This window comes from Lysinibacillus sp. GJ-1 (genome assembly GCF_021166035.1).
In the GTDB taxonomy this organism is placed as follows: Bacteria; Bacillota; Bacilli; order Bacillales_A; family Planococcaceae; genus Lysinibacillus; species Lysinibacillus sphaericus.
This window is the reverse complement of sequence record NZ_CP088912.1, coordinates 3,231,285-3,255,613: the sequence shown is the minus strand read 5'-3', so window position 1 is coordinate 3,255,613 and position 24,329 is coordinate 3,231,285. Positions and strand designations below refer to the sequence as shown.

Here is a 24,329-nt window from a genome sequence, read left to right as displayed (position 1 = left end):
GGAAGCATATACAGCTCTCGTCCCTTGCAATTATGCAAGGTGACGAGGGCTTTTTTTGTTAAATTTCTTCTGTACAAGGTCGGTCTATCTACAGTATGTTCGTATTTTACATACGAAGGCTAGCTCATAAGCAATTGAAAAGGAGGTATTTTCATGACTTTTAAAGTGCCACGAGGAACACAAGACATATTGCCAGGTCAATCAGAAAAATGGCAAAAGGTCGAATCGATTATTCGTGATATATGTCGTGTCTATCGATATAACGAAATTCGTACACCGATTTTTGAACAAACAGATTTATTTGCACGCGGTGTTGGTGAAACAACGGATGTTGTCCAAAAGGAAATGTATACATTTGAAGACCGCGGGGGTCGTTCATTAACATTGCGCCCTGAAAATACAGCCGGCGTTGTACGTGCCTATGTAGAACATAAAATGTTTGGTGCACCTGATCAGCCTGTCAAGCTATCTTATATTGGACCAATGTTCCGTTATGAACGCCAACAGGCTGGTCGTTACCGTCAATTTGTGCAATTCGGTGTTGAAGCAATTGGCTCAGCGGATCCTGCAATTGATGCTGAAGTCATTGCGCTAGCTATGGACATCTATGAATCAACAGGCTTAAAGAATTTAAAATTAGTAATCAACTCTCTTGGGGATAAAGAAACACGTGATGCCCATCGTACAGCGTTGATTAATCATTTTGAGCCACATATTCACGAGTTTTGTGCAGATTGCCAAAATCGTTTGCAAAAAAATCCGTTACGTATTTTAGATTGTAAAGTAGACCGCGAGCATCCATTAATGGCTTCTGCACCGGCATTAACTGATTTTTTAACAGACGATTCAGCGGCATATTTTGCTCAAGTTAAATCGTATTTAGATACACTTGGAATTACGTATGAAGTAGATCCAAACTTAGTACGTGGCCTTGACTACTATAACCATACAACATTTGAAATTATGTCTACTGCTGATGGCTTTGGTGCTATCACAACACTTTGTGGTGGCGGTCGTTACAATGGGTTAGTAGAGGAAATAGGCGGTCCTAATGTACCAGGTATAGGCTTTGCGTTAAGTATTGAGCGTTTACTATTAGCGCTTGAAGCTGAAGCAGTGGAGTTAGATACAGAATCTGCTCTAGATGTTTACATGATTGCCATGGGTGCTGAAGCGAAGCTAAAGGCAGTAGAGCTAACAAGTTCATTCCGTGCAAAAGGTATTGCAACCGACATGGATTACCTAGATCGCAAAATGAAAGCCCAAATGAAATCTGCAGACCGATTAGGTGCTCAATATACAATCGTCTTAGGTGAAACAGAAATGGAAGAACAAGCAGCGACAGTCAAACATATGGCAACTGGGGAGCAACAAAAAGTCGCTTTCTCAGAATTAGTGAACTACTTACTTAAATAAATGAAATAGATGTTGGAGGAAATACAAAATGGCAAAAAGAACTCATGCTAGTAACGAACTTTCTGAAACGTTACAAGGCGAACACGTTGTATTAAAAGGTTGGGTGCAACGCCGTCGCGATTTAGGTGGATTAATCTTTATCGACTTACGTGACCGTACAGGTATTACACAAGTAGTATTTAGCCCAGATGTAGCAGAAGCACATGCTTTAGCTGATAAAGTGCGTAGCGAATACGTAATCGAAGTTGAAGGGAAAGTTATTCTTCGTGCAGAAGATCAAATCAACCCAAATGTGCCAAACGGAAAAATCGAGGTTGAAGCAACAAGCCTAATCGTTATTAATACAGCAAAGACGCCGCCTTTCCAAATTGAAGATCGCACTGACGTTTCAGAAGATTTACGATTAAAATATCGTTATCTAGATTTACGTCGTCCAGTGATGTTTGATACGTTCAAAATGCGCTCAGACGTAACACGTACAATTCGTAACTTTTTACAAAATGAAGGTTTCTTAGAAGTAGAAACGCCAATTTTAACAAAATCAACGCCAGAAGGTGCTCGTGACTATCTAGTACCATCACGTGTACATGAGGGAGAGTTTTATGCATTACCGCAATCTCCACAACTATTTAAACAATTATTAATGGTAGCAGGTTTTGAGAAGTATTTCCAAATTGCTCGTTGTTTCCGTGACGAAGATCTACGTGCTGACCGTCAACCTGAATTTACTCAAGTGGACATTGAAACAAGCTTCTTAACACAAGAAGAAATTTTGGAAATGAATGAACGTTTAATTCAAGCTGTTATGAAAGATGTAAAAGGCATCGACATTCCTGCACCGTTCCAACGTATGAAGTACCAAGAAGCGATGGATCGCTATGGCTCAGATAAACCAGATGTTCGCTTCGGTTTAGAGCTAGTAGCATTAAATGATATTTTTGATGGCTGTGATTTCAAGGTGTTTGCTGATACAGTAGCGCAAGGCAAGCAAGTGAAAAGTATTAACATCAAAGGTGCGGCTGATAAATATTCACGTAAAGATATGGACGAGCTGACAAAATTCGTTGGTATTTACGGGGCAAAAGGTCTTGCTTGGTTGAAAGTAACAGAAGAAGGTTTAAATGGACCTATCGCAAAATTCTTCGATGAAGCGTTAGCAGCTGCTTTAATTGAACGCATGGGTGCTGAAATTGGTGATATTTTAGTATTCGTAGCTGACAAAGCTCCTATAGTGGCGGCATCTCTAGGTGCTCTTCGTACAAAATTAGGTCAAGATTTAGGCTTAATCGATGAATCTCAATTTGCCTTCTTATGGATTACGGACTGGCCATTATTTGAGTACTCTGAAGAAGATGGTCGTTATTATGCAGCCCACCATCCATTCACACGTCCATTTGACGAAGATATCGAGTTAATGGATACAAATCCTGCTGCAGTACGTGCACAAGCTTACGATATCGTGTTAAACGGTTATGAGCTTGGCGGTGGTTCACTACGTATTTATGAGCGTGATTTACAAGAAAAAATGTTTAAACTACTTGGTTTCACGAAAGAAGAAGCACAAGCGCAATTCGGCTTCCTATTAGAAGCGTTTGAATACGGCGTTCCTCCACATGCAGGTCTTGCATTTGGTCTTGACCGTTTCGTTATGCTACTTGCAGGACGTACGAATTTACGTGATACAATTGCATTCCCGAAAACGGCAAGTGCAAGCTGCTTATTAACGGATGCGCCAAGCGAAGTATCTCCTGAGCAATTAAGCGAATTAAGCCTCGCGATTAAATCTTTTAAAAGATAAAAACAATGCGGAATACCTAGATTCTCTAACAAAAAATGTTGGGAATCTAGGTATTTTTTGTTTATTTCGAAAGAATTTGTTTTTTTGCTAGAAATCGTTTGAATTATCTGAAATATGGTGTTATGATATCTGTAATACGAATCCTGATGTGTTTGTCTAACTGCTAACTCTATTTAACAGTTTTGACCGAACACTATATCGTCGGGAGCCATCTAATTTTGTAGTGGCAAACAAGCCCCATATGGAGAGGGACGTTTAAAGCTATGAAGCGGGCACCCACCTGCAAATTGCGGGTTCAAAACGAATGTTTCATTGGCATTACGGCACTATCGGGATTCGTCCATACATAGAGTGCTAGAAGATGCTAGAGCAAAGTTGTATTGTGCTTGTCTTTTTTACATTTACTCAATTTACAAGAATGCATTCGTTGATAGAAGCGAATAGCGACGTTTAAAAAGTGTTAGGTCGACATTAGGTCAATCTAACACTTTTTCTATTGGGATTAGCTTATTTTAAGTCAGGACTTTTTTTGTTAAATTGAAAGAAAAATAAGAAAAATTGTAAAAATTACTTTTTATTTTCAAATGAACATACTATAATTGGTATAGACAACTAGACCATGATGCAAATAGATGTCTTTTTCTTGAACAGCAAAGTTGTTAAAAGCAAAGGCAGTGGAGGTGTTGAATTGAGCAACAGATTATTAATTTCCAATGTCACGATCGTCAATGATACCGATTTGCCGTTCAAAGGTGATGTTTTCATCGCGAATGGTCGAATTATGAAAGTAGGCAATGAATTAATCGAACAGGCAGAACAATATATTGATGGTAAGGGAAAAGACTGGTTGCTATTCCCTGGTTATATTGATATGCATATTCATGGTTCTGCCGGAAGTGATGCGATGGATGCCACAGAGCAAGCGCTGCATCAAATATCCCGTTCCTTAGTACAAGAAGGTGTCACAGGCTATCTTGCTACGACCATGACACAGGCACAAGCAAGCATTGAGCAAGCATTAAAGACGATAGCACAATTTGAAAATGATGAAGATGAAGCCACGTTGTTAGGCGTGCACGTTGAAGGTCCATATGTGTCACCGAAGCGAGCTGGTGCCCAACCAGTAGACTATATGATTTTACCATCAATCGAGCAATTTGCTTATTGGCAGAAATTAAGTCACAACCGTATTAAACAAATAACTGTCGCTCCAGAGCTGGAAGGTGGCATAGCGTTTATCGAAGCGCTACATAAGCAAGGCGTAATTGTTTCAATTGGTCATTCAGATGCAACGTTTGAAGAGGTCGATAGAGCAGTGGCGGTTGGTGTGAGACAGGCAACGCATTTATACAATCAAATGAGACCATTCCATCATCGCAATCCAGGGGTAGTCGGTGGCGTACTTCTTGAAAATACGGTGAAAGTTGAAATTATCGCGGATTTTGTTCATTGTCATCCTATGTCAATACAACTTGCTTACCGACTAAAGGGGGCAGCGGGAATTATCTTAATTACGGATGCAATGCGTGCGAAAGGATTGCAATATGGCAATTATGATTTAGCTGGTCAAACGGTCCATGTTACAGCAAGCGGAGCGCATTTACCCAATGGAGCATTAGCTGGTAGCATTTTAACGATGGAACAAGCAGTGAAAAATATGAAAGCGGTCACAAACTGTTCATTGTCAGAACTTGTTGCCATGTCTTCTGCAAATGCAGCACAACAATTACAGCTATGTACAAAAGGTCGTATCGCAAAAGGCTTTGATGCGGATGTGATTTTGTTAGATCAACAGCTAAATGTAGAAAAAACTATTTGTCGGGGAAAAGTTGTATTTGAGAAATCATAGTAGAACGCGTTAGGAAGGTGTCAAACTTGTTAGATAAAAATTCTCATATACCAATCTATATACAAATAGAGGAAATATTAAAGCAAAGAATTTATTTAGAGGAATACAAAATAGGAGAAAATATTCCATCAGAGCGTGAGCTATCAGTGCAATTTGATGTGAGTAGAATGACGGTACGCCAATCTATTACCAATTTAGTAAACAGTGGGTTGCTCTATCGTGAAAAAGGAAGAGGAACGTATGTAGCCAATCCGAAATTGGAACAACCATTAATGGGATTAACAAGTTTTACAGAAGATATGCGTGCAAGAGGAATGGAACCGAGCAGTAAAGTTTTGCGCTTTGAAAAAATTGTGCCACCTCTAGACATAGCCGGTGACTTATTGTTAGAACCTGGGGAGGAAGTATTTTTTGTTGCACGGATACGAAATGCCGATTCTAAACCGATGGCAATAGAAAGAACGTATATTCCAGTGAAAGTTTATCCTGAATTAGATGAGAAAAAAATTATGGGCTCATTGTATGCACTGATTGAAGCGAAATTTCATCAGAAGATTGGCAATGCTATACAACAAATGGAAGCAGCTATTGTGGCGAAGGAGGACAGTAAATATTTGCAAATTAATAGTACAGCACCAGTGTTAATTATTAAACGAACAAGTTATTTAGCAGACGGTGTGCCATTCGAACTTGTACGAAGTACTTATCGTGCAGATCGATACAAATTTATAAGCGAAATTAAAAGGTGATGCGATGCGTGCTTATTTTCATGAACTTCAAAAACTATTAGATATTGTGCTAGAGCAGGAAAATGCACTGATAGCTGAAGCGGCACAACAGATTGTTTTGCGTCTCCAAAGTGGAGGGGTCGTGCAATTGTTTGGGTGTGGGCATTCACATCTATTAGCACAAGATGCTTTTTATCGTGCCGGGGGGCTTGTGCCTGTACGTCCTATAACAATAGAGCCATTAACTTTGCATGCAGGTGCTTTGACATCTTCGAAAAATGAAAAAGACCCAACAATTATAGCGCGTCATAAAGAGCATTTTCATTTTCATGAGCACGATGTATGTATTGTTATTTCAACATCTGGGCGCAATGATGCCCCTATCGATGCCGCATTGTTAGCCAAACAATCGGGTGTCCTCGTTATGTCTATGCAATCACTTGCGTATCGCCAACAACCAACTCGTCATCATAGTGGTAAGCGATTAGAGGATGTCGTTGATGTTGTTATTGATACACATATCCCTGTAGGAGATGGCTTATTACATCTACAGCGGATGCAATATGCACCAGCGTCAACGGTTATTGGTTCTGCTATTCTTCATGCGTTATTTAGCCAAGTTATTGAAATAATGGCGGATTGTCAGGACATAGTACCTGTTTTTGAGAGTAACAATGTAGAGTCGAATTTGCATCATAATGATGTTATGATTGCGAACTATCAAACTCGGATTAATTTTGAATGAAATTTGGAGGGGTATCGATGAAAAAAACATTTAAGATTACAACACCAGAAGGCTTACATGCTCGACCAACAGCATTATTAGTAACTGCTGTAACACCATTTGCTTGTGATGTTCAGTTAACTTACAATGACAAGTCTGTCAATTTAAAATCAATTATGGGCGTTATGGCACAAGGAATCGTAACAGGAAGTATTGTGACGATTTCGGCACAGGGGACAGATGCAGATCAGCTGATGCAAACGGTGACAGAGGTGATCGTAACGAAAGGAATTGGTGAAGAATGTTAGAGATAAAAGGTATTGCCGTTTCTGAAGGCATTGCCTTTGCTGATGCTTATTGTTTAGTGGAACCAGATTTATCATTTGAAAAAGAGACGATTACCGATGTTCAGGCTGAAATAGAGCGTTTTAAACAAGCGTTAGCGCAATCGAAAGTGGAATTACAAGAAATCGTAACAAGCGCGCAGGACAAATTTGGTGAAGAAAAAGCGGCGATATTTGTTGCCCATTTACTCTTATTAGAAGACCCTGAAATGTTAGCTGCTATTGAAGAAAAAATGAAACTAGGCAGTAATGCAGAGTATGCACTACATGAAGTTTCAAAAATGTTTATCTCGATGTTTGAAGGAATGGACAATGCTTATATGCAGGAGCGAGCAGCGGATATTCGTGATGTAACGAAGCGATTATTAGCGCATTTATTGCATGTGGAATTACCTGATATTCGTCGTTTAGCATCAGATGTCATAATTGTTGCTGAAGATTTAACTCCATCGATGACAGCACAATTAGATACCAAATATGTCAAAGGTTTTATTACAGATATTGGTGGGAAAACATCGCATTCTGCTATTCTCGCACGTTCTCTAGATATTCCAGCCATCGTGGGAACAAAAACGGCTACAAAGGAAATTAAACACGGCACGCCCCTTATTATGGATGGCACAAATGGCAACATACTTATGAATGTAACACCAGAAGTGACTACTTTTTATATGCAACAGCAACAACTGCAACAGCAACAACGAAGTGAGCTCTCACAATATCGTACGTTGTCGAGCATAAGTGCTGACGGGCACAGTGTAGAGATTGCTGGGAACATTGGCAAGCTGGAAGATGTAGAGAAGGTACTGCTTGCAGCGGGGGACGGTATCGGGCTATTTCGAACGGAGTTTTTGTATATGGAGCGGCAGGAACTCCCGAATGAAGAAGAACAGTTTCAAGCCTATCGTACCGTTCTTGAAAAAATGCAAGGGAAGCCTACAGTTGTTCGTACACTAGATATTGGTGGTGATAAGCACCTTCCTTACTTAAAGCTACCATCTGAAATCAATCCGTTTTTAGGCTACCGAGCGATTCGAATTTGCCTAAATCAACAAACCATGTTTCGTACACAACTGCGTGCCTTACTAAGAGCAAGTGCCTATGGTAATTTGAAAATTATGTTTCCAATGATTGCAACGTTAGAGGAATGGCGCATAGCGAAGCAAATGTTAGTAGAAGAAAAAGCTCAATTGCAAGCACAAGGGGTTGTAATAGCCGATGCAATAGAAGTTGGCATAATGGTGGAAATACCTGCAGCCGCGATGATTGCTGATTTATTTGCACAAGAAGTCGATTTTTTCTCCATAGGGACAAATGATTTAATACAATATATGTTAGCTACAGATCGTATGAATGAAAAGGTTTCTTATTTATATCAACCATATCATCCGGCTCTACTAAGACTTATTAAACATATTATTGATGCGGCACATCAACACGGGAAATGGGTAGGAATGTGCGGTGAAATGGCAGCGGATGAAATGGCGATACCAATTTTACTGGCTCTCGGTTTAGATGAATTTTCTATGAATGCTGCTTCTATTCTCAAAGCAAGGGCACAGATTGCAAAGCTTTCAAAAGAGCAATTTGGCCAACATATTGAGGCTATTTTAATGTTAGCAACCGCTTCTGATGTTGAAGCATATATAAAACAACAGCTAATAATGTAATTATTTAATTCAGAATATTTTGTGAAAAAGGAGGGTGTCATGGATATTAAATGCGTTCCATCAACGGATTACCTACAAATTCATCGACTAAGGGACTATTGCTTTCCAAATAAATATACTGGTGCACGTCGTGACGATTTTCATTATTGGATTGAACATAGTACAACACTGGGAGCTTATGATGGGGATAAAGTCGTGGGTCAGCTCTTAATACTGCCACTGAATATGACGATACATGGTGAAAATTATGAAATGGGGGGAATTGGATTTGTGGCAACCTATCCAGAGTATCGTCAGCAAGGGATTATGAAGAAGTTGATAATAGCTTCGCTGAAGGAAATGCGACAAAACGGGCAAACCATTTCAGTACTGGCACCATTTTCTGTCTCTTTTTATCGCTACTTTGGCTGGGAACTATTTTTTGATAAGCTTCAATATACCATTTCACAGTCGAAGTTTCCTGATTTCGGTAAACAATACGATGATGTGAAACGTATGAGCTTTGAATGGCCAGATACAACATTATTTGAAGCAATTCAGCAGTTTCATAATGCACAGGCACACCTGACGAATGGTAGCATGCTTCGAGACGCTGCTTGGTGGAAACGGATTGCAAGAAGATCGCCGGACAGTCACTTTGCCGCGTGTTTTTTTGCAAGTAGCATAGCTGGCTATATGCGTTATACGATTCAAGATGGTATTTTTACTATCCATGATTTTATTGCGCCACATCATCTGGCTGAACAAGCACTATGGCGTTTTGTCTCATCCCATGCTGCAAGTGTACACACGATTGAGGGAATAACAGCAAATGATCGCTATTTTGGCTTTAATTTTCAAGATCCACAAATTGAAAAAAAAGTAACACAAGATGTCATGGTTCGAATAGTGGATGCTTTCGCTTTTATGAAACGTTACCCTTGGAATAATTTACAGCACACGTTATACGTGCGTCTTAAGGATCCATTTTGTCCTTGGAATGAACAAATATACAGGATAAATAAAGATGGTCATGTTTCGATATTGGAGGCAAATTCAGTGTCTGAACAGCATATGTTAACATTACCAATCAACTTATTTTCAGCAATGATGGTCGGCTATCTTCGTGTTAAAGATGCAGTTGTTTTTAGCCAAAAAGAACTAGCAGAGGAAGAAATACAACATTGGCAGCAGGCGATTCCGTCAAATAAGCCTGCATTTTACGAATACTTTTAACTTGATTTCTGTTGCAGATGAGAAAAGGAAAATAACTAAACGTAATACGAGAGGCGTTTAAAGGTAAACGCAAAAATTTTTGAAGTTTTTTCTGGACTATACCAGTTGCGCAAATGCATTTATTCGCAAGTAATGAGGCGATAGCCCAATTATTTCAGTATGCAACAGAGGTATAAAATGGAGAAAAATCTATATTGTGGTATATACCAATAGATGCTATTCTCAGTATAAGTAAGCGATTTCATGAAAGTCGTCACAAGGATATGAAGAACGAAAAAGACAAAAAGGAGAGTGCTGACAATGAAAAATATTATGTTAGTGTGTGTAGCGGGAATGAGTACGAGTTTATTAGTTTCCAAAATGCAGAAAGCTGCGCAGGAACAAAATATTGAGGCTGATATTTTTGCCATAGCTGAAAGTGAGGTAGATAAAGTGTTAACAAATAAAAAGGCGGATGTCCTTTTACTTGGTCCGCAAGTTCGCTACTTAAAATCGACTTTTGAAGCAAAATTCAAGGAATTAAATTTTCCAATTGATGTTATTAATATGGCTGATTACGGCATGATGAATGGTGACAATGTATTGAAACAGGCATTGAAACTAATTGGATGAGGAGGCAAGCCCGATGGAAGAAACAGCGATGATGCAGTCCATTATGGGGTTAATCGTCCATAGTGGAAATACGAAAAGTGAATGTATGGAAGCGCTTCAGTTAGCAAAAAAGGGGCAAATCAATCAAGCAAAGGACAAAATAAAGCTTGCAAATGAGGCGTTAATCGAGGCTCATCATGCGCAAACAGCATTGTTAACACAGGAAGCAAGGGGAGAGAAAGTTGAAGTATCGATGCTATTAATTCATGCGCAAGATCACTTAATGAATGCTATAACATTTCGAGATTTAGCGCAAGAAATGATTGAACTGTATGAACAACTCAAAGGGGAGTAGCATCATGTATTTGATGTCACAATAAAAAGCAAAGGGAGTGTGTGGAATGTTCCGATTTTTAGAAGAAAAATTTGTGCCGGTAGCTGCTAGAGTTGGGAGCCAGCGTCATTTAGTTGCCATTCGTGACGGTTTTATTACGATTATGCCATTGACAATTGTAGGTTCGTTGGCTGTACTAATTAATAACTTACCAATTGATTTTTATCAAAATGCACTTGATTCTATTTGGAAGCATGAAACATGGACACAATTTGGTGGTAACATTTGGAATGCTACATTTAATATTTTGTCGCTGTTACTTGCCTTTACAATTGCTTACAACTTGGCGAAGGGTTATAACAAGGATGGTCTTTCAGCTGGCGTAATTAGTCTATCTAGTTATTTAACATTTGGAACGTTTGGTGAAGGTGGTTTAACAGGATTAACAACAGGTACGGGCGGAATATTTATCGCCATTCTTGTGGCCTTGTTATCTACCGAACTATTTTGTAGATTAGCAGGCAATCGTAAGCTGCTAATTAAAATGCCTGATGGAGTACCACCAGCTGTTTCGAAATCATTTGCAGCATTGCTGCCAGCCATTATAACGATTGGGATTTTCGCATTTGTGCGTACCATTATTACGGCAGGTTTTGGTATTCCGGATATTGTGGGGTCGTTTTATTCAACAATTCAGGAGCCATTTATGGGCTTAACAAATACATGGGGAGCGGCATTAATTTTAGCCTTTATCCCAGCATTCTTATGGACGTTAGGTGTCCATGGTGCTAATATTATCGAGCCATTTATGCAAACGATTAATTCAGCTGCGATTCAGGAAAATGTCAATGCCATTTCGGCTGGAAATGTTGCACCTTATATCGTTAATAAGCCATTCTTTGATGCGTTTGTCAATATGGGCGGATCGGGTACGACCATTGCACTGATTATCGCCATCTTTATTTTTGCAAGAAAGAATAAGCAATATAATACCGTAGGCAAATTATCAGCCGCACCAGGCCTATACAATATTAATGAGCCATTACTATTTGGTCTTCCAATTGTTTTGAATCCTATTTTGTTTATCCCGTTTATTTTAACACCAATGGTTAACGTAACCATTGCATTTTTTGTAACAAAATGGGGTTGGGTTCCAGCGGCAACGGTTGTAGCACCTTGGACAACACCGCCGATTATTAACGGACTTTTAGTAACGCAATCGTGGACTGGAGCTGTTTTAAGTCTTGTGCTCATAATCGTGTCAGTTTGTATTTACCTACCATTTATAGCGATGGCTAACCGTATTGCTAAACAAGAACAAAAGCATGAACTAAAGGAAGAAACACAAGCACTACAGCCTGAAAAAGCAACAGAGATTCCGAAAGTTGAAGTGTAATAGCTTAATATTGGAGGTATTGTCATTTGAGAAGGTTAGGAATTTCACTATACCCACAGCATAGCACGCTAGAAGAAATGCAACAGTATGTGCAGCTAGCGCATGATAATGGTTTTGACCGTATATTTACATGTCTTTTGTCTTTAAAGGATGACAAAGAGAAACGTAAGTTACAGCAAATCAATTATTTTGCAAAACAGCTAGGCTTTGCTATTTCAGCGGATATTGCACCAGCAGTTTTTGAAGATTTAGGCTTAACGTATAAAAATATTGCTTATTTTAAAGAACACTACCATCTAGCGACATTGCGCCTAGATATGGGATTTTCAGGTCATGAGGAAGCATTGATGTCATTAGATAATAGTGAGTTAAACATTGAGCTCAATATTAGTAATGGTACGAAATATGTGGATAATATTTTATCCTATCAACCGAACCGTAATCATATTATAGGCTGTCATAACTTTTATCCACGACGCTATACGGGACTATCACGACAACATTTTTTAGCAACATCCAAAAATTTTAAAGCAAACCATATACGAACAGCGGCGATGATTTCTTCTCAACATGCAGTGTATGGTCCTTGGGAAAAAACAGAGCATGGTTTACCGACATTAGAAGAGCATCGTGATCTACCAATAACTGTGCAGGCGAAAGATTTATGGCATACAGGCTTAATTGATGATTGTATTATTGGTAATATGTATGCTTCAAAGGAAGAACTTAGCGCATTAGGCCAATTAAATCGCAATAAGCTAGAGCTAAAGATTGTCCCATCTTCCGAAACAACTATTTTAGAACAAGCGGTGTTATTTAAAGAGCCCCATTTTAATCGGGGTGATGTATCGGACTATGTTATTCGAAGTACCCAATCGCGCGTGAAATATAAAAATGGTGATTTTCCAGCTCATGATACACACCCATTACAGTTAGGTGATGTGACAATCGATAATAATTTAGATGTGCGCTATAAAGGTGAACTACAAGTAGTGTTAAAAGCAATGCCCAATGCAGGCTCTACAAATATAGTGGCAAAGGTCGTGGAAGAAGAACGCTTCTTATTATCTCAAATTCAACCTTGGGCGTCGTTCGGCTTTACAAAATAATTGAAACAGGAGGGGATTAAGCCGACAGTAGACTGTGCTTAATCCTTTTTTATATTGAAAGGAGTAAATAGAATGTACGTACTAGCGATAGATGGAGGCGGTACAAAAACCTGTGCTGTTATTTGTGATGAGCATGGCAATTTGTATGGCAAAGTAGTGACGTCACGTAGTAATCCGACTGCGTTGGATAGGCAACATTTTGAGTCGACGCTGCATGGACTATTGCAGCAACTGCAACAACAAGCGCCACAAATATTTTCAGCAATACATAGTTGCTTTGTTGGTATGGCTGGAGTGAAGGAACAGCAAGTAGAAGGCGTAGTAGAACGAATTATTCGGCAATATGTTCATAAGAATACGACAGTTATCATTGAAAACGATGCCTTAATTGCGCTCTATGCTGGGACGTTAGGACAAGAAGGCATTGTGCAAATTGCTGGGACAGGTGCAATTACGATGGGGTTTAACTATCAGGGCACGAGCAATCGTGTCGGTGGTTGGGGATATCTTTTTGATGATGAGGGTAGCGGTTATGATTTAGGGGTTGAAACGCTAAAGGACGTTTTTCAAAGCTATGATCAGCGAGCCACACCAACAGCCTTAACGGATGTGGTGTTACAACATTTCACTGTTGACCATGTTCCACAATTAATAGAGTGTATTTATGGAGTGGCACATCCAAGAACAGTGATTGCTCCACTTAGCAAATATGTCTTTCAAGTGGCAGAAAAAGGAGATACTGTAGCCAATCACATTATGCGAGAGGCTTGTGTGAAGTATTACAAGGCAATCAAAACTTGCTATGTGAATATGGCATGGAGGCAAGAGCATGTACCGGTAGTTTTAGCGGGTGGCGTATTTGCAAATAACCCGATGCTCGTGTTACAGCTTGAACAATTAGCGTTAGACGAGCAGATGCCACTGCACTTTATTTTACCTGTTTTAGAGCCGATTGGAGGAGCTGGTATAGGAGCGTTTAAAATGGCCCGCGTTCCATTGGATAGATCATTTATTGAATCGTTTCAGGCTAACTATGCAACATGGGGTGTTGACTAAATCAACGATTTTACGATGCTCTTTAGAAGTCTATGCGAATTTTTACTTATACGGTAGCATAATACTTTTGAGAATTTCCACTTGAACAATATCATGATAAAATGTAATATAGGTTTGATTTTATCTTAGTATATAACTAGGTTTACTAATAAAAATTCGATAGATGGAGAGTGTAAGGATGTTACATCAATTTTCTCGTAACGAGCTCGCGATAGGTACTGAAGGACTCGAAAAATTAAAAAATACAACCGTAGCCATTTTAGGTGTAGGTGGCGTCGGCTCATTTGCTGCCGAGGCATGTGCTAGAAGTGGTATTGGACGCATTATTTTAGTTGATAAGGATAATGTAGATATTACAAATGTTAACCGTCAATTAGTAGCGTATCTTTCAACAGTAGGAAAATCCAAATCTGGTGTGATGAAAGAGCGAATTGCAGATATTAATCCAGAATGTGAAGTAATTGATATGCATATGTTTTACACAGAAGAAACGTATGAGCAATTTTTTGCACAAGGAATCGATTATGTTATCGACGCGAGCGATACGGTAATTTATAAAATTCACATTATGAAAGAATGCTTAAAGCGTAACATTCCTATTATTTCAAGTATGGGCGCCGCCAATAAAATGGACCCTACACGCTTTAAAATTGCTGATATTTCCAAAACACATACAGACCCATTAGCAAAAGTGATTCGTACAAAATTACGAAAAGATGGTATTCATAAAGGCGTAACCGTTGTATTCTCGGATGAAAGCCCAATTGTTGTACGTCCAGATGTCGTAGAGCATGTGGGAAAACCAGATGCAGCTATCCGCAAAGCGAAAATGCCACCATCTTCTAACGCGTTTGTACCCTCTGTTGCAGGTTTAATAGCGGCAAGTTGGGTAGTCAATAAAATTGTGGAAGACGTGAAAATTACCCGCGTGCAAGGTTAACCCCGTTCAAGCAACATGTAGTTTATATATAATTTAGCAATTTAAAAATGCTAATTAGAAGAGGAATCTGTAAAGTTTTCCATTAGGAACAGTGAGCTTACATGGGCACAGCGTGTCTGTGAATACGAGTTTGGCTGGCTTTTTCCTAAAATGGCTTGCAGATTCTTTTCTTTTACGGCATGACTATCAGTAGGAGAAATGACGTAAAATGCTCCCTTATGTTATTTATGCGGCTGATGCTCACTTTTTCTATGATACAATAGGGCTGTTAAAAAAGAGGGGGCATTCATTAATAATGGAGCAAATTTATCAAATGGAATATAGAGGCTTAAATCTATTCGATGAAATTAGCACAGTGGAATTAGCGATTGATGAGGCGAACAAGACGATACATATTTATGATGTTGGACAGGTTGTGACACCTGTTTTTAATTTTGATGTATCTGCTTATGAATTATCAGATGGTTTTTACAAAATGGCGGATATACTTCGCCACAAAAGGATTTTAACAGAACAGCAACCAGCAACGGAGCTGACGTTAAGCCAATGGTTAATTACAAATAATGTGTATTTTTATAGTCCGAAACAAAGAATAAAAAAATATGCCAACGGTTGCATTATTGAAATAATTGATCGAGACAAAGAACAATTTTTGTTTGACTACTATTTACAAAGAGTTTAATTTTACCAAAATAATTAATCTTACGTACACAAAATGCTAACAATTCACGAAATTGCCTTATTTTTTTCATGAGCTCACTTCTTCTTTTGGTTTATTGCTATAATTTGAATAATTCCAATATATATATACAAAAGGTCGCTTTGTTTGGAATGTTCAAATCTGCTTAAGGGGAGTAGAAATGGCGTTTGCCAAAACAAATGAGAACATGGGAGAGTGGAAAATGGAAATACAAGTAATTCGTGATCACTTAGATATTGTAAAGCTTCAAGAAAAAATGAATAGTATTGTATTTGACTATTTGGATACGTCTAATAATTACACAAAGGCTATGCGATCTTTAACGCCTTTATATACACAGGTTACTACGTTTTATAAGGAATACTTAGGGGCAAGAGCAGGAGAACTTCCGAAAGCCAATACATATTGGCATTTGTTTATAGATTGCAGTGCAAAGTTATGTTATTTCTTAGCTGCATCCATTTTTTATGCGTCCAATGAGCTACAAAAAACACCAGAAAAAGTAGAAAGTTTATTAACGATTGCTGCCTATTCTTTACCGAGTATTGAACAGGAAGAGAATGAGGAATTTTTAACGGCCATTTTTGTGTTGTACGGGGATGTCGTAGAAGATCATGAGAAAGTATCTGCTTTAAGAGATGAAGTGCTTGCTCAACAAGGTGACGCTAAACAGTGTTTACAACGCTTTAAATTGTTTGTAGAGAAAGAAATAGCTTAAAAAATATATTAAGAAATAACTATCTACCATTGTCGAACTTTAAAACGACAATGGTTTTTAATATTGTGGAGATGTTTAGGAAGAAGCCTGACAGGCAAACTGTAGACAAACAAAGAATGTCCTGTTGTCTACAGTTTTTCTTTTGAGAGAAGCCGATGACTGCTTTGAAGCCTTGCAGGCATGGCTTCAACAAATTTTCATAATTGTTTCAGTGCCTGGCACTAATTATGGAATGATTTAAGCTTGTTGTATATACTTGCCATCCGTTTTTCCTCTCCTGCAATAACGGGCTTATAAAACTCTGTCCCTACAAGTTCATCTGGTAAATATTGTTGGTCTACCCAGCCACCAAATGTCCCAATAGGGTTGTTATGAGGATATTGGTAGCCCACATGCCCTAAATCTTTGGCACCTTCATAATGTGTATCGCGTAAATGTAGCGGAATCTCTCCTGTTTTACCTGCATGGATGCTTGCAATTGCAGCATCTATTGCGGAAATGGCTGAATTTGATTTTGATGCAAGGCACATTTCAATAACAGCGCTAGCAAGTGGAATCCGTGCTTCAGGTAACCCTAGACGCTCTGCTGCCTGAACAGCTGCAAGCATATGTGCACCAACTTGAGGGTTAGCAAGACCAATATCTTCGTACGCCATAACAAGGAGTCGGCGACTTACGGCAACTAAATCACCTGTTTCAAGTAAATGTGCTAAATAATACAACGCTGCATTCGTATCACTGCCACGGACGGATTTTTGCAAAGCCGAAAGCAAGTTATAGAAATGTGAACCATTCTTATCTCCGTAGACACCAATTCGACCAATCAAATGTTCTAAAATATGGTCAGAAGCAATCGTTTGTCCGTTTAATTCATCACTTGCATAATAAAGCGACTCTAGCAAAGTTAATGCCTTGCGTGCATCTCCGTGAGCTGCAGTGGCGATTTGCTCGATTTGAGTTGCTGTTAGTACAAAATGATATTTCCCTAGTCCCCGTTTGTCATCAGCAAGTGCTTTTTGAATAAGTTCTACTAAGTTAGCTGTAGTTAATTTTTTTAACTGATGAATTTCACCGCAACGCGAACGAATGGCTGGGTTAACATCATGATAGGGGTTTTCTGTTGTAGCCCCGATTAAAACGATAGAGCCATTTTCTACATGTGGTAATAAAGTATCCTGCTGTAATTTATTGAAGCGATGAATCTCATCCAAAAACAATAAGACTTTTCCTGAAATTCTCGCTTCTTGTACAATATCTTCAACATCCTTTTTGCCAGCACGTGTTGCATTTAGTGCAAAAAAAGGGAGTTTTGAGCTACCTGCGATGGCATTGGCTATCGATGTCTTCCCTATACCTGGCTCACCGTACAGTAGCATAGAAGGAACATGTCCATTTTGAATCATTTTATATAAAGCCGTATCAGGACCGACAAAATCTTGTTGACCAACGATTTCATCAAGCGTTAATGGACGCATCCGATAAGCGAGTGGTTCATTATGCAAAACATTATCCCCTTTCGTACGTTTGTTCTAAATTATAGTATATCATAACCTTCCAAGAGTATTTCCGAGTTCTTCAAGAGGAGATTATGATATACTGTTGGTAGTATTTTGACTAGACTAATTGAGGGTGATAAAATGAAAATTTCTACAAAAGGACGTTATGGTCTCACGATTATGATTGAATTGGCAAAACATTATGGAGAAGGTCCAATTCCGCTTCGTAAAATTGCTGCTGAAAAAGAGCTTTCGGAAGCGTACTTAGAGCAACTTGTGTCTCCATTACGTAATTCAGGATTGGTAAAAAGTGTACGTGGAGCGTATGGCGGTTATATGCTAGCGAATCCACCTAGTGAGATTTCAGCAGCAAACGTTATCAGTGTATTAGAAGGGACAATCCAGCCTGTAGAAGGTATTGAAAATGAGGAAGCACCTCAACGAGAGCTATGGCTACGAATTCGTGATGCAGTAAAAAATGTATTAGATACTACGACTATTGAAGATCTAGCTCAGTATACAGAGGAAAATGTAGTAGACGGCTATATGTTCTATATTTAATTTTATTAGACTAAAGCACCTCCAACGGTTTATATGCTGCCATGTTTTCGCCACTCTGCATGTTGTGCAAAGATGGACCATTTAACATGCAGCGTTTTCGCCTCTTGGGAATAGACAGTACTTTAGTGTTTTTGTATAAAGGAGTTTTCAACATGAATGCAAACATCTATCTTGATCATGCGGCTACATCTCCGATGAATGACAAGGTAATAGACGCCATGACTTTAGCGATGCGTAATGTATTTGGCAATGCATCGAGTATTCACGGCGCTGGGCGTGAGGCGCGAAAATATTTAGATCAGGCACGTGATATATTGGCACAATCCATTGGAGCAAAGCCAACGGAAATTATTTTAACAAGTGGCGGTACGGAAGCGGATAATACGGCAATTATTGGCACAGCTAATGCTCGTGCTCATGAAGGTAAGCATATTATTACAACTCAGATTGAGCATCATGCGGTGTTACATACTTGTGAGAAGTTGGAGAAAGATGGCTTTGAAGTGACCTATTTACCAGTAGATGCCAACGGGCGCATAACTGTAGAAGCGGTGCGACAAGCGCTACGTGAAGATACAATTTTAGTAACAATTATGTACGGGAATAACGAAGTGGGTTCAATTCAACCAATTGCTGAAATTGGTCAGTTGTTACGGGAACATAAAGCGACGTTCCATACGGATGCCGTACAGGCTTACGGCTTAGAAAACATTGATGTAACTGCTTTGCAGGTTGATTTATTAAGTGTCTCAGCGCACAAAATTAATGGACCAAAAGGAATTGGTTTCCTTTATCAAAAGACAGGTACACCACTTGCAAGCTATGCATTTGGCGGTTCACAAGAGAAAAAACGTCGTGCAGGTACGGAAAATATTCCTGCTGCTATTGGCTTTGCTACAGCTGCTCAAAATGCAAGTGAGTTGCGCGAAAGTAAGCGAGCACTGTACAATCGCTTTAAACAAATTATGTTGGATGTTTTTTCACATGAAAAGTTAGCATTTCATGTCAATGGTGATCCTCAAAATGTCCTGCCGCACGTATTAAATATTAGTTTTGCTAATATGGAGGTAGAGTCATTTTTAGTGAACCTAGATATGGCTGGCATTTACGCATCCAGTGGCTCTGCCTGCACAGCAGGTACTATTGATCCTTCACATGTGTTAGTAGCGATGTATGGAAAAGGGGCAGATGAGTTGCGAAACTCTATTCGCTTTAGCTTTGGCCTAGGACTAACTGAAGAAGATGTACGTCAAGCAGCAGAAAAAACAGCTACGATTGTGAAAAAATTGGCAAAATAATTTGCTACAAAAGATAACTTTAAACCCTTATCAAAGAAGCTTTTACTATAAATAAAGCCAAAAAGTAAGGTTTAAATGAATTGAATAAAAGAAAAGGTGACCACAATGATCGAAACACGTGACCCATCACAAATCCGTGTCGTCGTCGGCATGTCAGGTGGGGTAGACTCTTCCGTTGCTGCCTATTTGTTAAAGCAACAAGGGTATGAAGTAATTGGTATTTTTATGAAAAACTGGGATGATACAGACGAAAATGGCGTTTGTACCGCGACAGAAGATTACGAAGATGTAATTAAAGTATGTAATCAAATCGGTATTCCTTATTATGCTGTCAATTTTGAAAAGCAATATTGGGATAAAGTTTTCACATACTTTTTAGAAGAATATAAAGCGGGACGCACACCAAACCCGGATGTAATGTGCAATAAAGAAATTAAATTTAAAGCATTCCTAGAGCATGCCATGAATCTTGGTGCAGATTATCTAGCAACAGGTCACTATGCACGTATTGATCGCAGTGGGGATGGCGAAGTACGTATGCTTCGTGGTGTAGATGATAATAAGGACCAAACGTATTTCCTTAACCAACTATCACAGGAGCAATTAGCGCATGTTATGTTCCCAATTGGGGATATCGAGAAAAAAGAAGTGCGTAAAATTGCAGAAGAAGCAGGGCTTGCTACAGCTAAGAAAAAGGATTCAACAGGTATTTGCTTTATCGGAGAGCGTAATTTCAAAGAGTTTTTAAGTCAATATTTACCTGCTCAACCTGGCAAAATGGAAACGATGGATGGCGTAGTAATGGGGCAACATGATGGGTTAATGTACTATACATTAGGTCAACGTCATGGTCTTGGCATAGGTGGAGACGGTGAGCCATGGTTTGTCCTTGGAAAAGATTTAGAACGTAATGTGTTGCTTGTCGGTCAAGGATTCCACCATGATGCTTTATACTCAACATCGCTAACAGCAGTAAAAATGGGCTATACTTCGACAAAAAAATTGCCCGGGAAATTTTCTTGTACTGCGAAATTCCGCTATCGTCAAACAGATACTCCTGTAGAGGTAGAAATTTTAGAAGATGGTCGTACACATATTGTGTTTGCAGAACCTGTACGTGCTATAACACCTGGACAGGCTGTTGTTTTATATGACGGTGAAGTTTGCTTAGGTGGCGGTACAATTGATGAAGTTTTTAAAAACAATGAAAAACTAACATACGTTGGATAACTCGCGAAAAAGACTGCGACGCTAAACTTTAAAGTGCATCGAGCAAATAACCTTGGTGTACACGAAAGAGCGATCAGATGTGCAGTCTTTTCGCTACATAGAGGTGAAATGATTTGGATTTTAACGAGCAAGGAATACTAGCGTTTCAAGAGAAACGTTATGAGGATGCTGCACAGCTTTTTACTAAAGCAATTGAAGCAGAGCCTGAAAATGCAATTGGCTATGTGAATTTTGGGAATTTATTGGCGGTCCTAGAAGATACAGAACGAGCAGAGCGTTTTTTTCAAAAAGCAATTACTGTAGATGAAACGGCAGCTACAGCCTATTATGGTTTAGCTAATTTGTATTATAATGCGGAACGTTATGCCGAGGCGTTAAAACTTTATGAGCAAGCTGTGAAGCATAAAATTGCAGGTGCGGATGTTTATTATATGATGGGCAAGTGCTTTGAACGAATGGAAAATCCGAAGCTTGCTTTGCCATACTTACAACGTGCGGCAGAAATTGCACCAGAGGATACACAAATTCGCCTAGCATATGCAATCGTGCTCTGTGCATTAGAAATGTTCGAGGAAGGTAAGAAGGAGTTAGATTATTTAATCGAACAGGATTGGAATAATGCAGATGCTCATTATAACTTAGGTGTGCTGTATGCTGTATCCACTGAACAAACAGAAGATGCGATGTATCATTTAAAGCAGGCATTTACCATTCAACCTGAATACGATCAAGCTCGTTATATTTACGATATGATTGCACAACGATTTAATTAAAGCGGGCGAGACAAAACTTGAAGAGATGAAACAAGGACAAAGTTGTCAGCCATTCTTTCTTTTGCAAGAATAGAACGCTAGTTGATGGTAGCGAAGGCAGACTCCTGCTCGGGCATTTCGCGCACTAGCGAGGGTTGCGGCTTACTGTACTGAGCGGAAAGCGCCGTCGAAGCGGGCATCAACGGTAACAAAAAAGTGATAGATTGACGGCCGTCAATCTATCACTTTTTATTTGCTTGAGTCATTATTTGTTGTCTTTAACTGCACTGTCAAATGTCAGTTGTGATAAGTATTGTGCTAAATGCGCAATAGGTGTTGTGTCTAACAGGGACGATTCAGTATCATTAGCCTTTAAAATATTGATTTCTTTATTGAGACGTTCCATTTTACGATCTAATTCAGCAGCTTGTAGCGCCGCTTCTTTTAGTTCCTTACGAATATGTGCAGGCACTTCCTTATTGTATTTATAGTAAATTTTATGCTCGAGACTTGCCCAAAAATCCATTGCAATCGTTCGTATTTGAATTTCCGTATAGACTTTTTCCATTCGATCGGACATGAAAATTGGAATTTTAATAATAAGATGTAGGCTTTGATAGCCATTCTCTTTTGGATACGCGATATAGTCTTTTACGTCCACTATTTCAATATCATTTTGTGCTTGCAACATCGCACTTACTTTATAAATATCTTCTACAAAGGAGCACGTAATACGGACGCCTGCTATATCCCGAATATTTTCGCGAATACTATCGATGGCAGGTGTCAGCTCTTTTTTCTTCATCTTTAATAAGATGCTTTTTGGTGACTTCACTCGAGTGGAGACATGTTCAATTGGATTATATTCGTGCATAAGCTTAAATTCTTCTTGCAAAATATTGATTTTTGTTTCCACTTCGTTTAACGCAAATTTATAAGCTAAGAAGAAGCGAGTAAGTTCTGTTTGGAGTGTTTTAATAGTTGTGGCTTCAAGTTCATTTGTCATCTTAAAAAATCCTTTCTTTTAGTGCGAGGTAGGACACGTATTGGTTAATTGGCTACAACATATGTATTTCTTCTTCTAAGCTTAACAAAAAGGACGGGAAATTAGAAATTTACACTCTACGAAAAGTTGTAATTTCTTGTTAGTATGTCCTGTTTCCACTCATTGCTGTGCAAGATGCATTTTCTTCAAAAAAAGACAACATACTTTAAGAGAAAACACTCAAGTATGTTGTCTATAGTTTCGGCTATTATACAATAATTTTTGCATTTAAATTGTAACGCTTATTGAATTCTTCAACAAAAATTTGCAAGTCGATATAAGTGCCAATATATGGCTCATTTTCTTGATCGCGTAGGAAACTACAAGTTGCTTTTAATGATTTTGAAAACTCAAGTAGCATTTGTTCATTATCAAGTTGAATCTGTAATGATAAGGAATCATCTAACGTGTTAACTTTGAAATATTTGCCATCAATAATCCGTTCTAAATTGGTTTCTCTAAATGGAAAAACATAATCTTTATAGATAAGTTTCACAGTATCCCGCCTTTTTTACAATAGTTCACAACTTCCGTATAAGGTAAATCTCCACCAAAAATAGAAAGTGAGCTACCGATTGTGACATGTAGCTTTCCATTTGAAATGGCTTTGAATTTTTCTAAGTCCTCTAAAGAACGAACGCCACCTGCATAGGTTGTTGGAATAGATGTCCAAGCTGCTAAATCTCGCACTAAGCTTTCCTGCATCCCACCTTTTTTCCTTCAACATCCACTGCATGAATCAATAGTTCATCACAAAATTCTTCAATGTAGGAAATGTTTTGTGGGTTGACTTCAAAATCACTAAATTTTGTCCATTTATCTGTGACTACAAACCACTTTCCATCACGCATCCGGCAACTTAAATCGATTACAAGGTGTTTTTTACCGATTAGCTTAACGAGTTGCTCTAAGCGATTGACGTCGAGTTGTCCATCATGAAAGATAAACGATGTTACGATTACATGCGAAGCACCTGCATCTATGTACGTTTTAGCGTTTTCAGTCGTTATGCCACCGCCAACTTGTAAACCTCCTGGGTAAGCTGTTAAGGCTGCTAGTGCGGCTTGTTCATTGCCACTACCAAGCATAATTACATGCCCGCCTACTAATTGATCTTTTGCAAACATGTTGGCATAATAACTAGGCTCATATTCTGAAATGAAGTTTTCGATAACTTCTTGATCTGCATATCCTAGCGTGCTTCCAACAATTTGTTTTACTTTGCCATCGTGTAAATCGATGCAAGGTCTAAATTCCACTAGCTTCACAATCCTTCCAAACAACAAATTCTTACTGTATATCATAGCATGCTTAGTGTTAAAATAGCCGTAATTCATCATTTGTCAAAATAATGTTAAA

General features: G+C 38.8%; 23 protein-coding genes, 1 other RNA gene, 1 pseudogene and 1 other annotated feature (1 of these 26 only partly in view). Of the genes and pseudogenes, 21 read left to right on the top strand and 4 right to left on the bottom strand.

The genetic code is table 11. The annotated features are described in order from the left end of the window. Window positions 1-28: a binding site (T-box leader), on the top strand; it begins 215 nt to the left of the window's first position. 125 nt (window positions 29-153) lie between these two features. From hisS to LO754_RS16095, 17 genes are all read left to right on the top strand, one after another. After that, complete coding sequence (gene hisS, locus LO754_RS16175; protein WP_231784792.1) at window positions 154-1,416, top strand: histidine--tRNA ligase; 1,263 nt, start codon at window positions 154-156, stop codon at window positions 1,414-1,416. Window positions 1,417-1,444: 28 nt separating this feature from the next. Beyond that, window positions 1,445-3,214, top strand: a complete 1,770-nt coding sequence (gene aspS, locus LO754_RS16170) for an aspartate--tRNA ligase (protein ID WP_231784791.1) — start codon at window positions 1,445-1,447, stop codon at window positions 3,212-3,214. A 137-nt stretch (window positions 3,215-3,351) separates the two neighbouring features. Beyond that, window positions 3,352-3,554: non-coding RNA, 6S RNA (gene ssrS, locus LO754_RS16165), on the top strand. 348 nt (window positions 3,555-3,902) lie between these two features. Continuing rightward, entirely contained in the window at window positions 3,903-5,063 is a 1,161-nt protein-coding gene (nagA, locus tag LO754_RS16160; protein ID WP_024363144.1) for an N-acetylglucosamine-6-phosphate deacetylase, read from the top strand. Between the two features lie 26 nt (window positions 5,064-5,089). Continuing rightward, on the top strand, window positions 5,090-5,812 hold the full coding sequence (locus LO754_RS16155; RefSeq protein WP_024363143.1) for a GntR family transcriptional regulator: 723 nt from the start codon (window positions 5,090-5,092) through the stop codon (window positions 5,810-5,812). A 4-nt stretch (window positions 5,813-5,816) separates the two neighbouring features. Beyond that, window positions 5,817-6,536, top strand: coding sequence for a sugar isomerase domain-containing protein (locus LO754_RS16150; RefSeq protein WP_231784790.1), 720 nt, complete (start codon window positions 5,817-5,819; stop codon window positions 6,534-6,536). Between the two features lie 17 nt (window positions 6,537-6,553). Then, the gene (locus LO754_RS16145) at window positions 6,554-6,823 is read left to right on the top strand and encodes an HPr family phosphocarrier protein (RefSeq protein ID WP_024363141.1); all 270 of its coding nucleotides are present in this window, start codon (window positions 6,554-6,556) and stop codon (window positions 6,821-6,823) included. Then, window positions 6,817-8,529 carry a phosphoenolpyruvate--protein phosphotransferase gene (ptsP, locus tag LO754_RS16140; RefSeq protein ID WP_231784789.1) on the top strand — a complete coding sequence of 571 codons (1,713 nt, stop codon included), beginning with the start codon at window positions 6,817-6,819 and terminating at the stop codon, window positions 8,527-8,529. Before LO754_RS16145 ends, ptsP begins: the two co-directional genes overlap by 7 nt. Before the next feature lie 39 nt (window positions 8,530-8,568). Next, window positions 8,569-9,744 carry a GNAT family N-acetyltransferase gene (locus tag LO754_RS16135; protein WP_108029840.1) on the top strand — a complete coding sequence of 392 codons (1,176 nt, stop codon included), beginning with the start codon at window positions 8,569-8,571 and terminating at the stop codon, window positions 9,742-9,744. A gap of 300 nt (window positions 9,745-10,044) precedes the next feature. Continuing rightward, window positions 10,045-10,356, top strand: a complete 312-nt coding sequence (locus LO754_RS16130) for a PTS sugar transporter subunit IIB (RefSeq protein ID WP_038509826.1) — start codon at window positions 10,045-10,047, stop codon at window positions 10,354-10,356. Window positions 10,357-10,369: 13 nt separating this feature from the next. After that, window positions 10,370-10,690 (top strand): PTS lactose/cellobiose transporter subunit IIA, encoded by a 321-nt coding sequence (locus LO754_RS16125; protein ID WP_024363137.1) that lies wholly within the window; start codon window positions 10,370-10,372, stop codon window positions 10,688-10,690. A 46-nt stretch (window positions 10,691-10,736) separates the two neighbouring features. Next, window positions 10,737-12,065, top strand: a complete 1,329-nt coding sequence (locus LO754_RS16120) for a PTS sugar transporter subunit IIC (RefSeq protein WP_231784788.1) — start codon at window positions 10,737-10,739, stop codon at window positions 12,063-12,065. Between the two features lie 26 nt (window positions 12,066-12,091). Next, on the top strand, window positions 12,092-13,174 hold the full coding sequence (locus LO754_RS16115) for a DUF871 domain-containing protein (RefSeq protein WP_231784787.1): 1,083 nt from the start codon (window positions 12,092-12,094) through the stop codon (window positions 13,172-13,174). 72 nt (window positions 13,175-13,246) lie between these two features. Further along, window positions 13,247-14,230, top strand: coding sequence for a BadF/BadG/BcrA/BcrD ATPase family protein (locus LO754_RS16110; protein ID WP_231784786.1), 984 nt, complete (start codon window positions 13,247-13,249; stop codon window positions 14,228-14,230). Window positions 14,231-14,408: 178 nt separating this feature from the next. After that, window positions 14,409-15,170 carry a tRNA threonylcarbamoyladenosine dehydratase gene (locus LO754_RS16105; protein WP_024363133.1) on the top strand — a complete coding sequence of 254 codons (762 nt, stop codon included), beginning with the start codon at window positions 14,409-14,411 and terminating at the stop codon, window positions 15,168-15,170. A 295-nt stretch (window positions 15,171-15,465) separates the two neighbouring features. Next, a complete protein-coding gene (locus LO754_RS16100) occupies window positions 15,466-15,852 on the top strand; it encodes a hypothetical protein (protein ID WP_024363132.1) in 387 nt (128 codons plus the stop codon). Between the two features lie 178 nt (window positions 15,853-16,030). Beyond that, window positions 16,031-16,588 (top strand): hypothetical protein, encoded by a 558-nt coding sequence (locus LO754_RS16095; RefSeq protein WP_231784785.1) that lies wholly within the window; start codon window positions 16,031-16,033, stop codon window positions 16,586-16,588. Between the two features lie 221 nt (window positions 16,589-16,809). Here the strand turns inward: LO754_RS16095 and LO754_RS16090 are convergent, their stop codons facing one another. After that, window positions 16,810-18,090 carry a replication-associated recombination protein A gene (locus LO754_RS16090; protein WP_231784784.1) on the bottom strand — a complete coding sequence of 427 codons (1,281 nt, stop codon included), beginning with the start codon at window positions 18,088-18,090 and terminating at the stop codon, window positions 16,810-16,812. A 135-nt stretch (window positions 18,091-18,225) separates the two neighbouring features. Between LO754_RS16090 and cymR the strand changes: the two genes are divergently transcribed. From cymR to LO754_RS16070, 4 genes are all read left to right on the top strand, one after another. Then, complete coding sequence (gene cymR, locus LO754_RS16085) at window positions 18,226-18,645, top strand: cysteine metabolism transcriptional regulator CymR (RefSeq protein WP_231784783.1); 420 nt, start codon at window positions 18,226-18,228, stop codon at window positions 18,643-18,645. Window positions 18,646-18,797: 152 nt separating this feature from the next. Beyond that, window positions 18,798-19,943 (top strand): cysteine desulfurase family protein, encoded by a 1,146-nt coding sequence (locus LO754_RS16080; RefSeq protein WP_231784782.1) that lies wholly within the window; start codon window positions 18,798-18,800, stop codon window positions 19,941-19,943. 105 nt (window positions 19,944-20,048) lie between these two features. Further along, entirely contained in the window at window positions 20,049-21,173 is a 1,125-nt protein-coding gene (mnmA, locus tag LO754_RS16075; protein WP_024363127.1) for a tRNA 2-thiouridine(34) synthase MnmA, read from the top strand. Between the two features lie 113 nt (window positions 21,174-21,286). Then, the gene (locus LO754_RS16070; protein ID WP_024363126.1) at window positions 21,287-21,946 is read left to right on the top strand and encodes a tetratricopeptide repeat protein; all 660 of its coding nucleotides are present in this window, start codon (window positions 21,287-21,289) and stop codon (window positions 21,944-21,946) included. 244 nt (window positions 21,947-22,190) lie between these two features. On the opposite strand, the gene LO754_RS16065 is transcribed toward LO754_RS16070, so the two are convergent. The 3 genes and pseudogenes from LO754_RS16065 to hisA form a co-directional block, all read right to left on the bottom strand. Next, complete coding sequence (locus tag LO754_RS16065) at window positions 22,191-22,931, bottom strand: GTP pyrophosphokinase (protein WP_024363125.1); 741 nt, start codon at window positions 22,929-22,931, stop codon at window positions 22,191-22,193. A gap of 247 nt (window positions 22,932-23,178) precedes the next feature. Continuing rightward, window positions 23,179-23,466, bottom strand: a complete 288-nt coding sequence (locus LO754_RS16060) for a hypothetical protein (RefSeq protein ID WP_024363124.1) — start codon at window positions 23,464-23,466, stop codon at window positions 23,179-23,181. Continuing rightward, window positions 23,463-24,229: pseudogene (gene hisA, locus LO754_RS16055) on the bottom strand (phosphoribosylformimino-5-aminoimidazole carboxamide ribotide isomerase). The gene LO754_RS16060 and the pseudogene hisA overlap by 4 nt, the downstream one beginning before the upstream one ends. Between the last annotated feature and the right edge of the window lie 100 nt (window positions 24,230-24,329).

Coding starts and splice junctions, on each gene's coding strand:
- hisS (WP_231784792.1), top strand. CDS start 154: ATGACTTTTAAAGTGCCACGAGGAACACAAGACATATTGCCAGGTCAA.
- aspS (WP_231784791.1), top strand. CDS start 1,445: ATGGCAAAAAGAACTCATGCTAGTAACGAACTTTCTGAAACGTTACAA.
- LO754_RS16150 (WP_231784790.1), top strand. CDS start 5,817: ATGCGTGCTTATTTTCATGAACTTCAAAAACTATTAGATATTGTGCTA.
- LO754_RS16145 (WP_024363141.1), top strand. CDS start 6,554: ATGAAAAAAACATTTAAGATTACAACACCAGAAGGCTTACATGCTCGA.
- ptsP (WP_231784789.1), top strand. CDS start 6,817: ATGTTAGAGATAAAAGGTATTGCCGTTTCTGAAGGCATTGCCTTTGCT.
- LO754_RS16135 (WP_108029840.1), top strand. CDS start 8,569: ATGGATATTAAATGCGTTCCATCAACGGATTACCTACAAATTCATCGA.
- LO754_RS16130 (WP_038509826.1), top strand. CDS start 10,045: ATGAAAAATATTATGTTAGTGTGTGTAGCGGGAATGAGTACGAGTTTA.
- LO754_RS16125 (WP_024363137.1), top strand. CDS start 10,370: ATGGAAGAAACAGCGATGATGCAGTCCATTATGGGGTTAATCGTCCAT.
- LO754_RS16120 (WP_231784788.1), top strand. CDS start 10,737: ATGTTCCGATTTTTAGAAGAAAAATTTGTGCCGGTAGCTGCTAGAGTT.
- LO754_RS16110 (WP_231784786.1), top strand. CDS start 13,247: ATGTACGTACTAGCGATAGATGGAGGCGGTACAAAAACCTGTGCTGTT.
- LO754_RS16105 (WP_024363133.1), top strand. CDS start 14,409: ATGTTACATCAATTTTCTCGTAACGAGCTCGCGATAGGTACTGAAGGA.
- LO754_RS16100 (WP_024363132.1), top strand. CDS start 15,466: ATGGAGCAAATTTATCAAATGGAATATAGAGGCTTAAATCTATTCGAT.
- LO754_RS16095 (WP_231784785.1), top strand. CDS start 16,031: ATGGCGTTTGCCAAAACAAATGAGAACATGGGAGAGTGGAAAATGGAA.
- cymR (WP_231784783.1), top strand. CDS start 18,226: ATGAAAATTTCTACAAAAGGACGTTATGGTCTCACGATTATGATTGAA.
- LO754_RS16080 (WP_231784782.1), top strand. CDS start 18,798: ATGAATGCAAACATCTATCTTGATCATGCGGCTACATCTCCGATGAAT.
- mnmA (WP_024363127.1), top strand. CDS start 20,049: ATGATCGAAACACGTGACCCATCACAAATCCGTGTCGTCGTCGGCATG.
- LO754_RS16065 (WP_024363125.1), bottom strand. CDS start 22,931: ATGACAAATGAACTTGAAGCCACAACTATTAAAACACTCCAAACAGAA.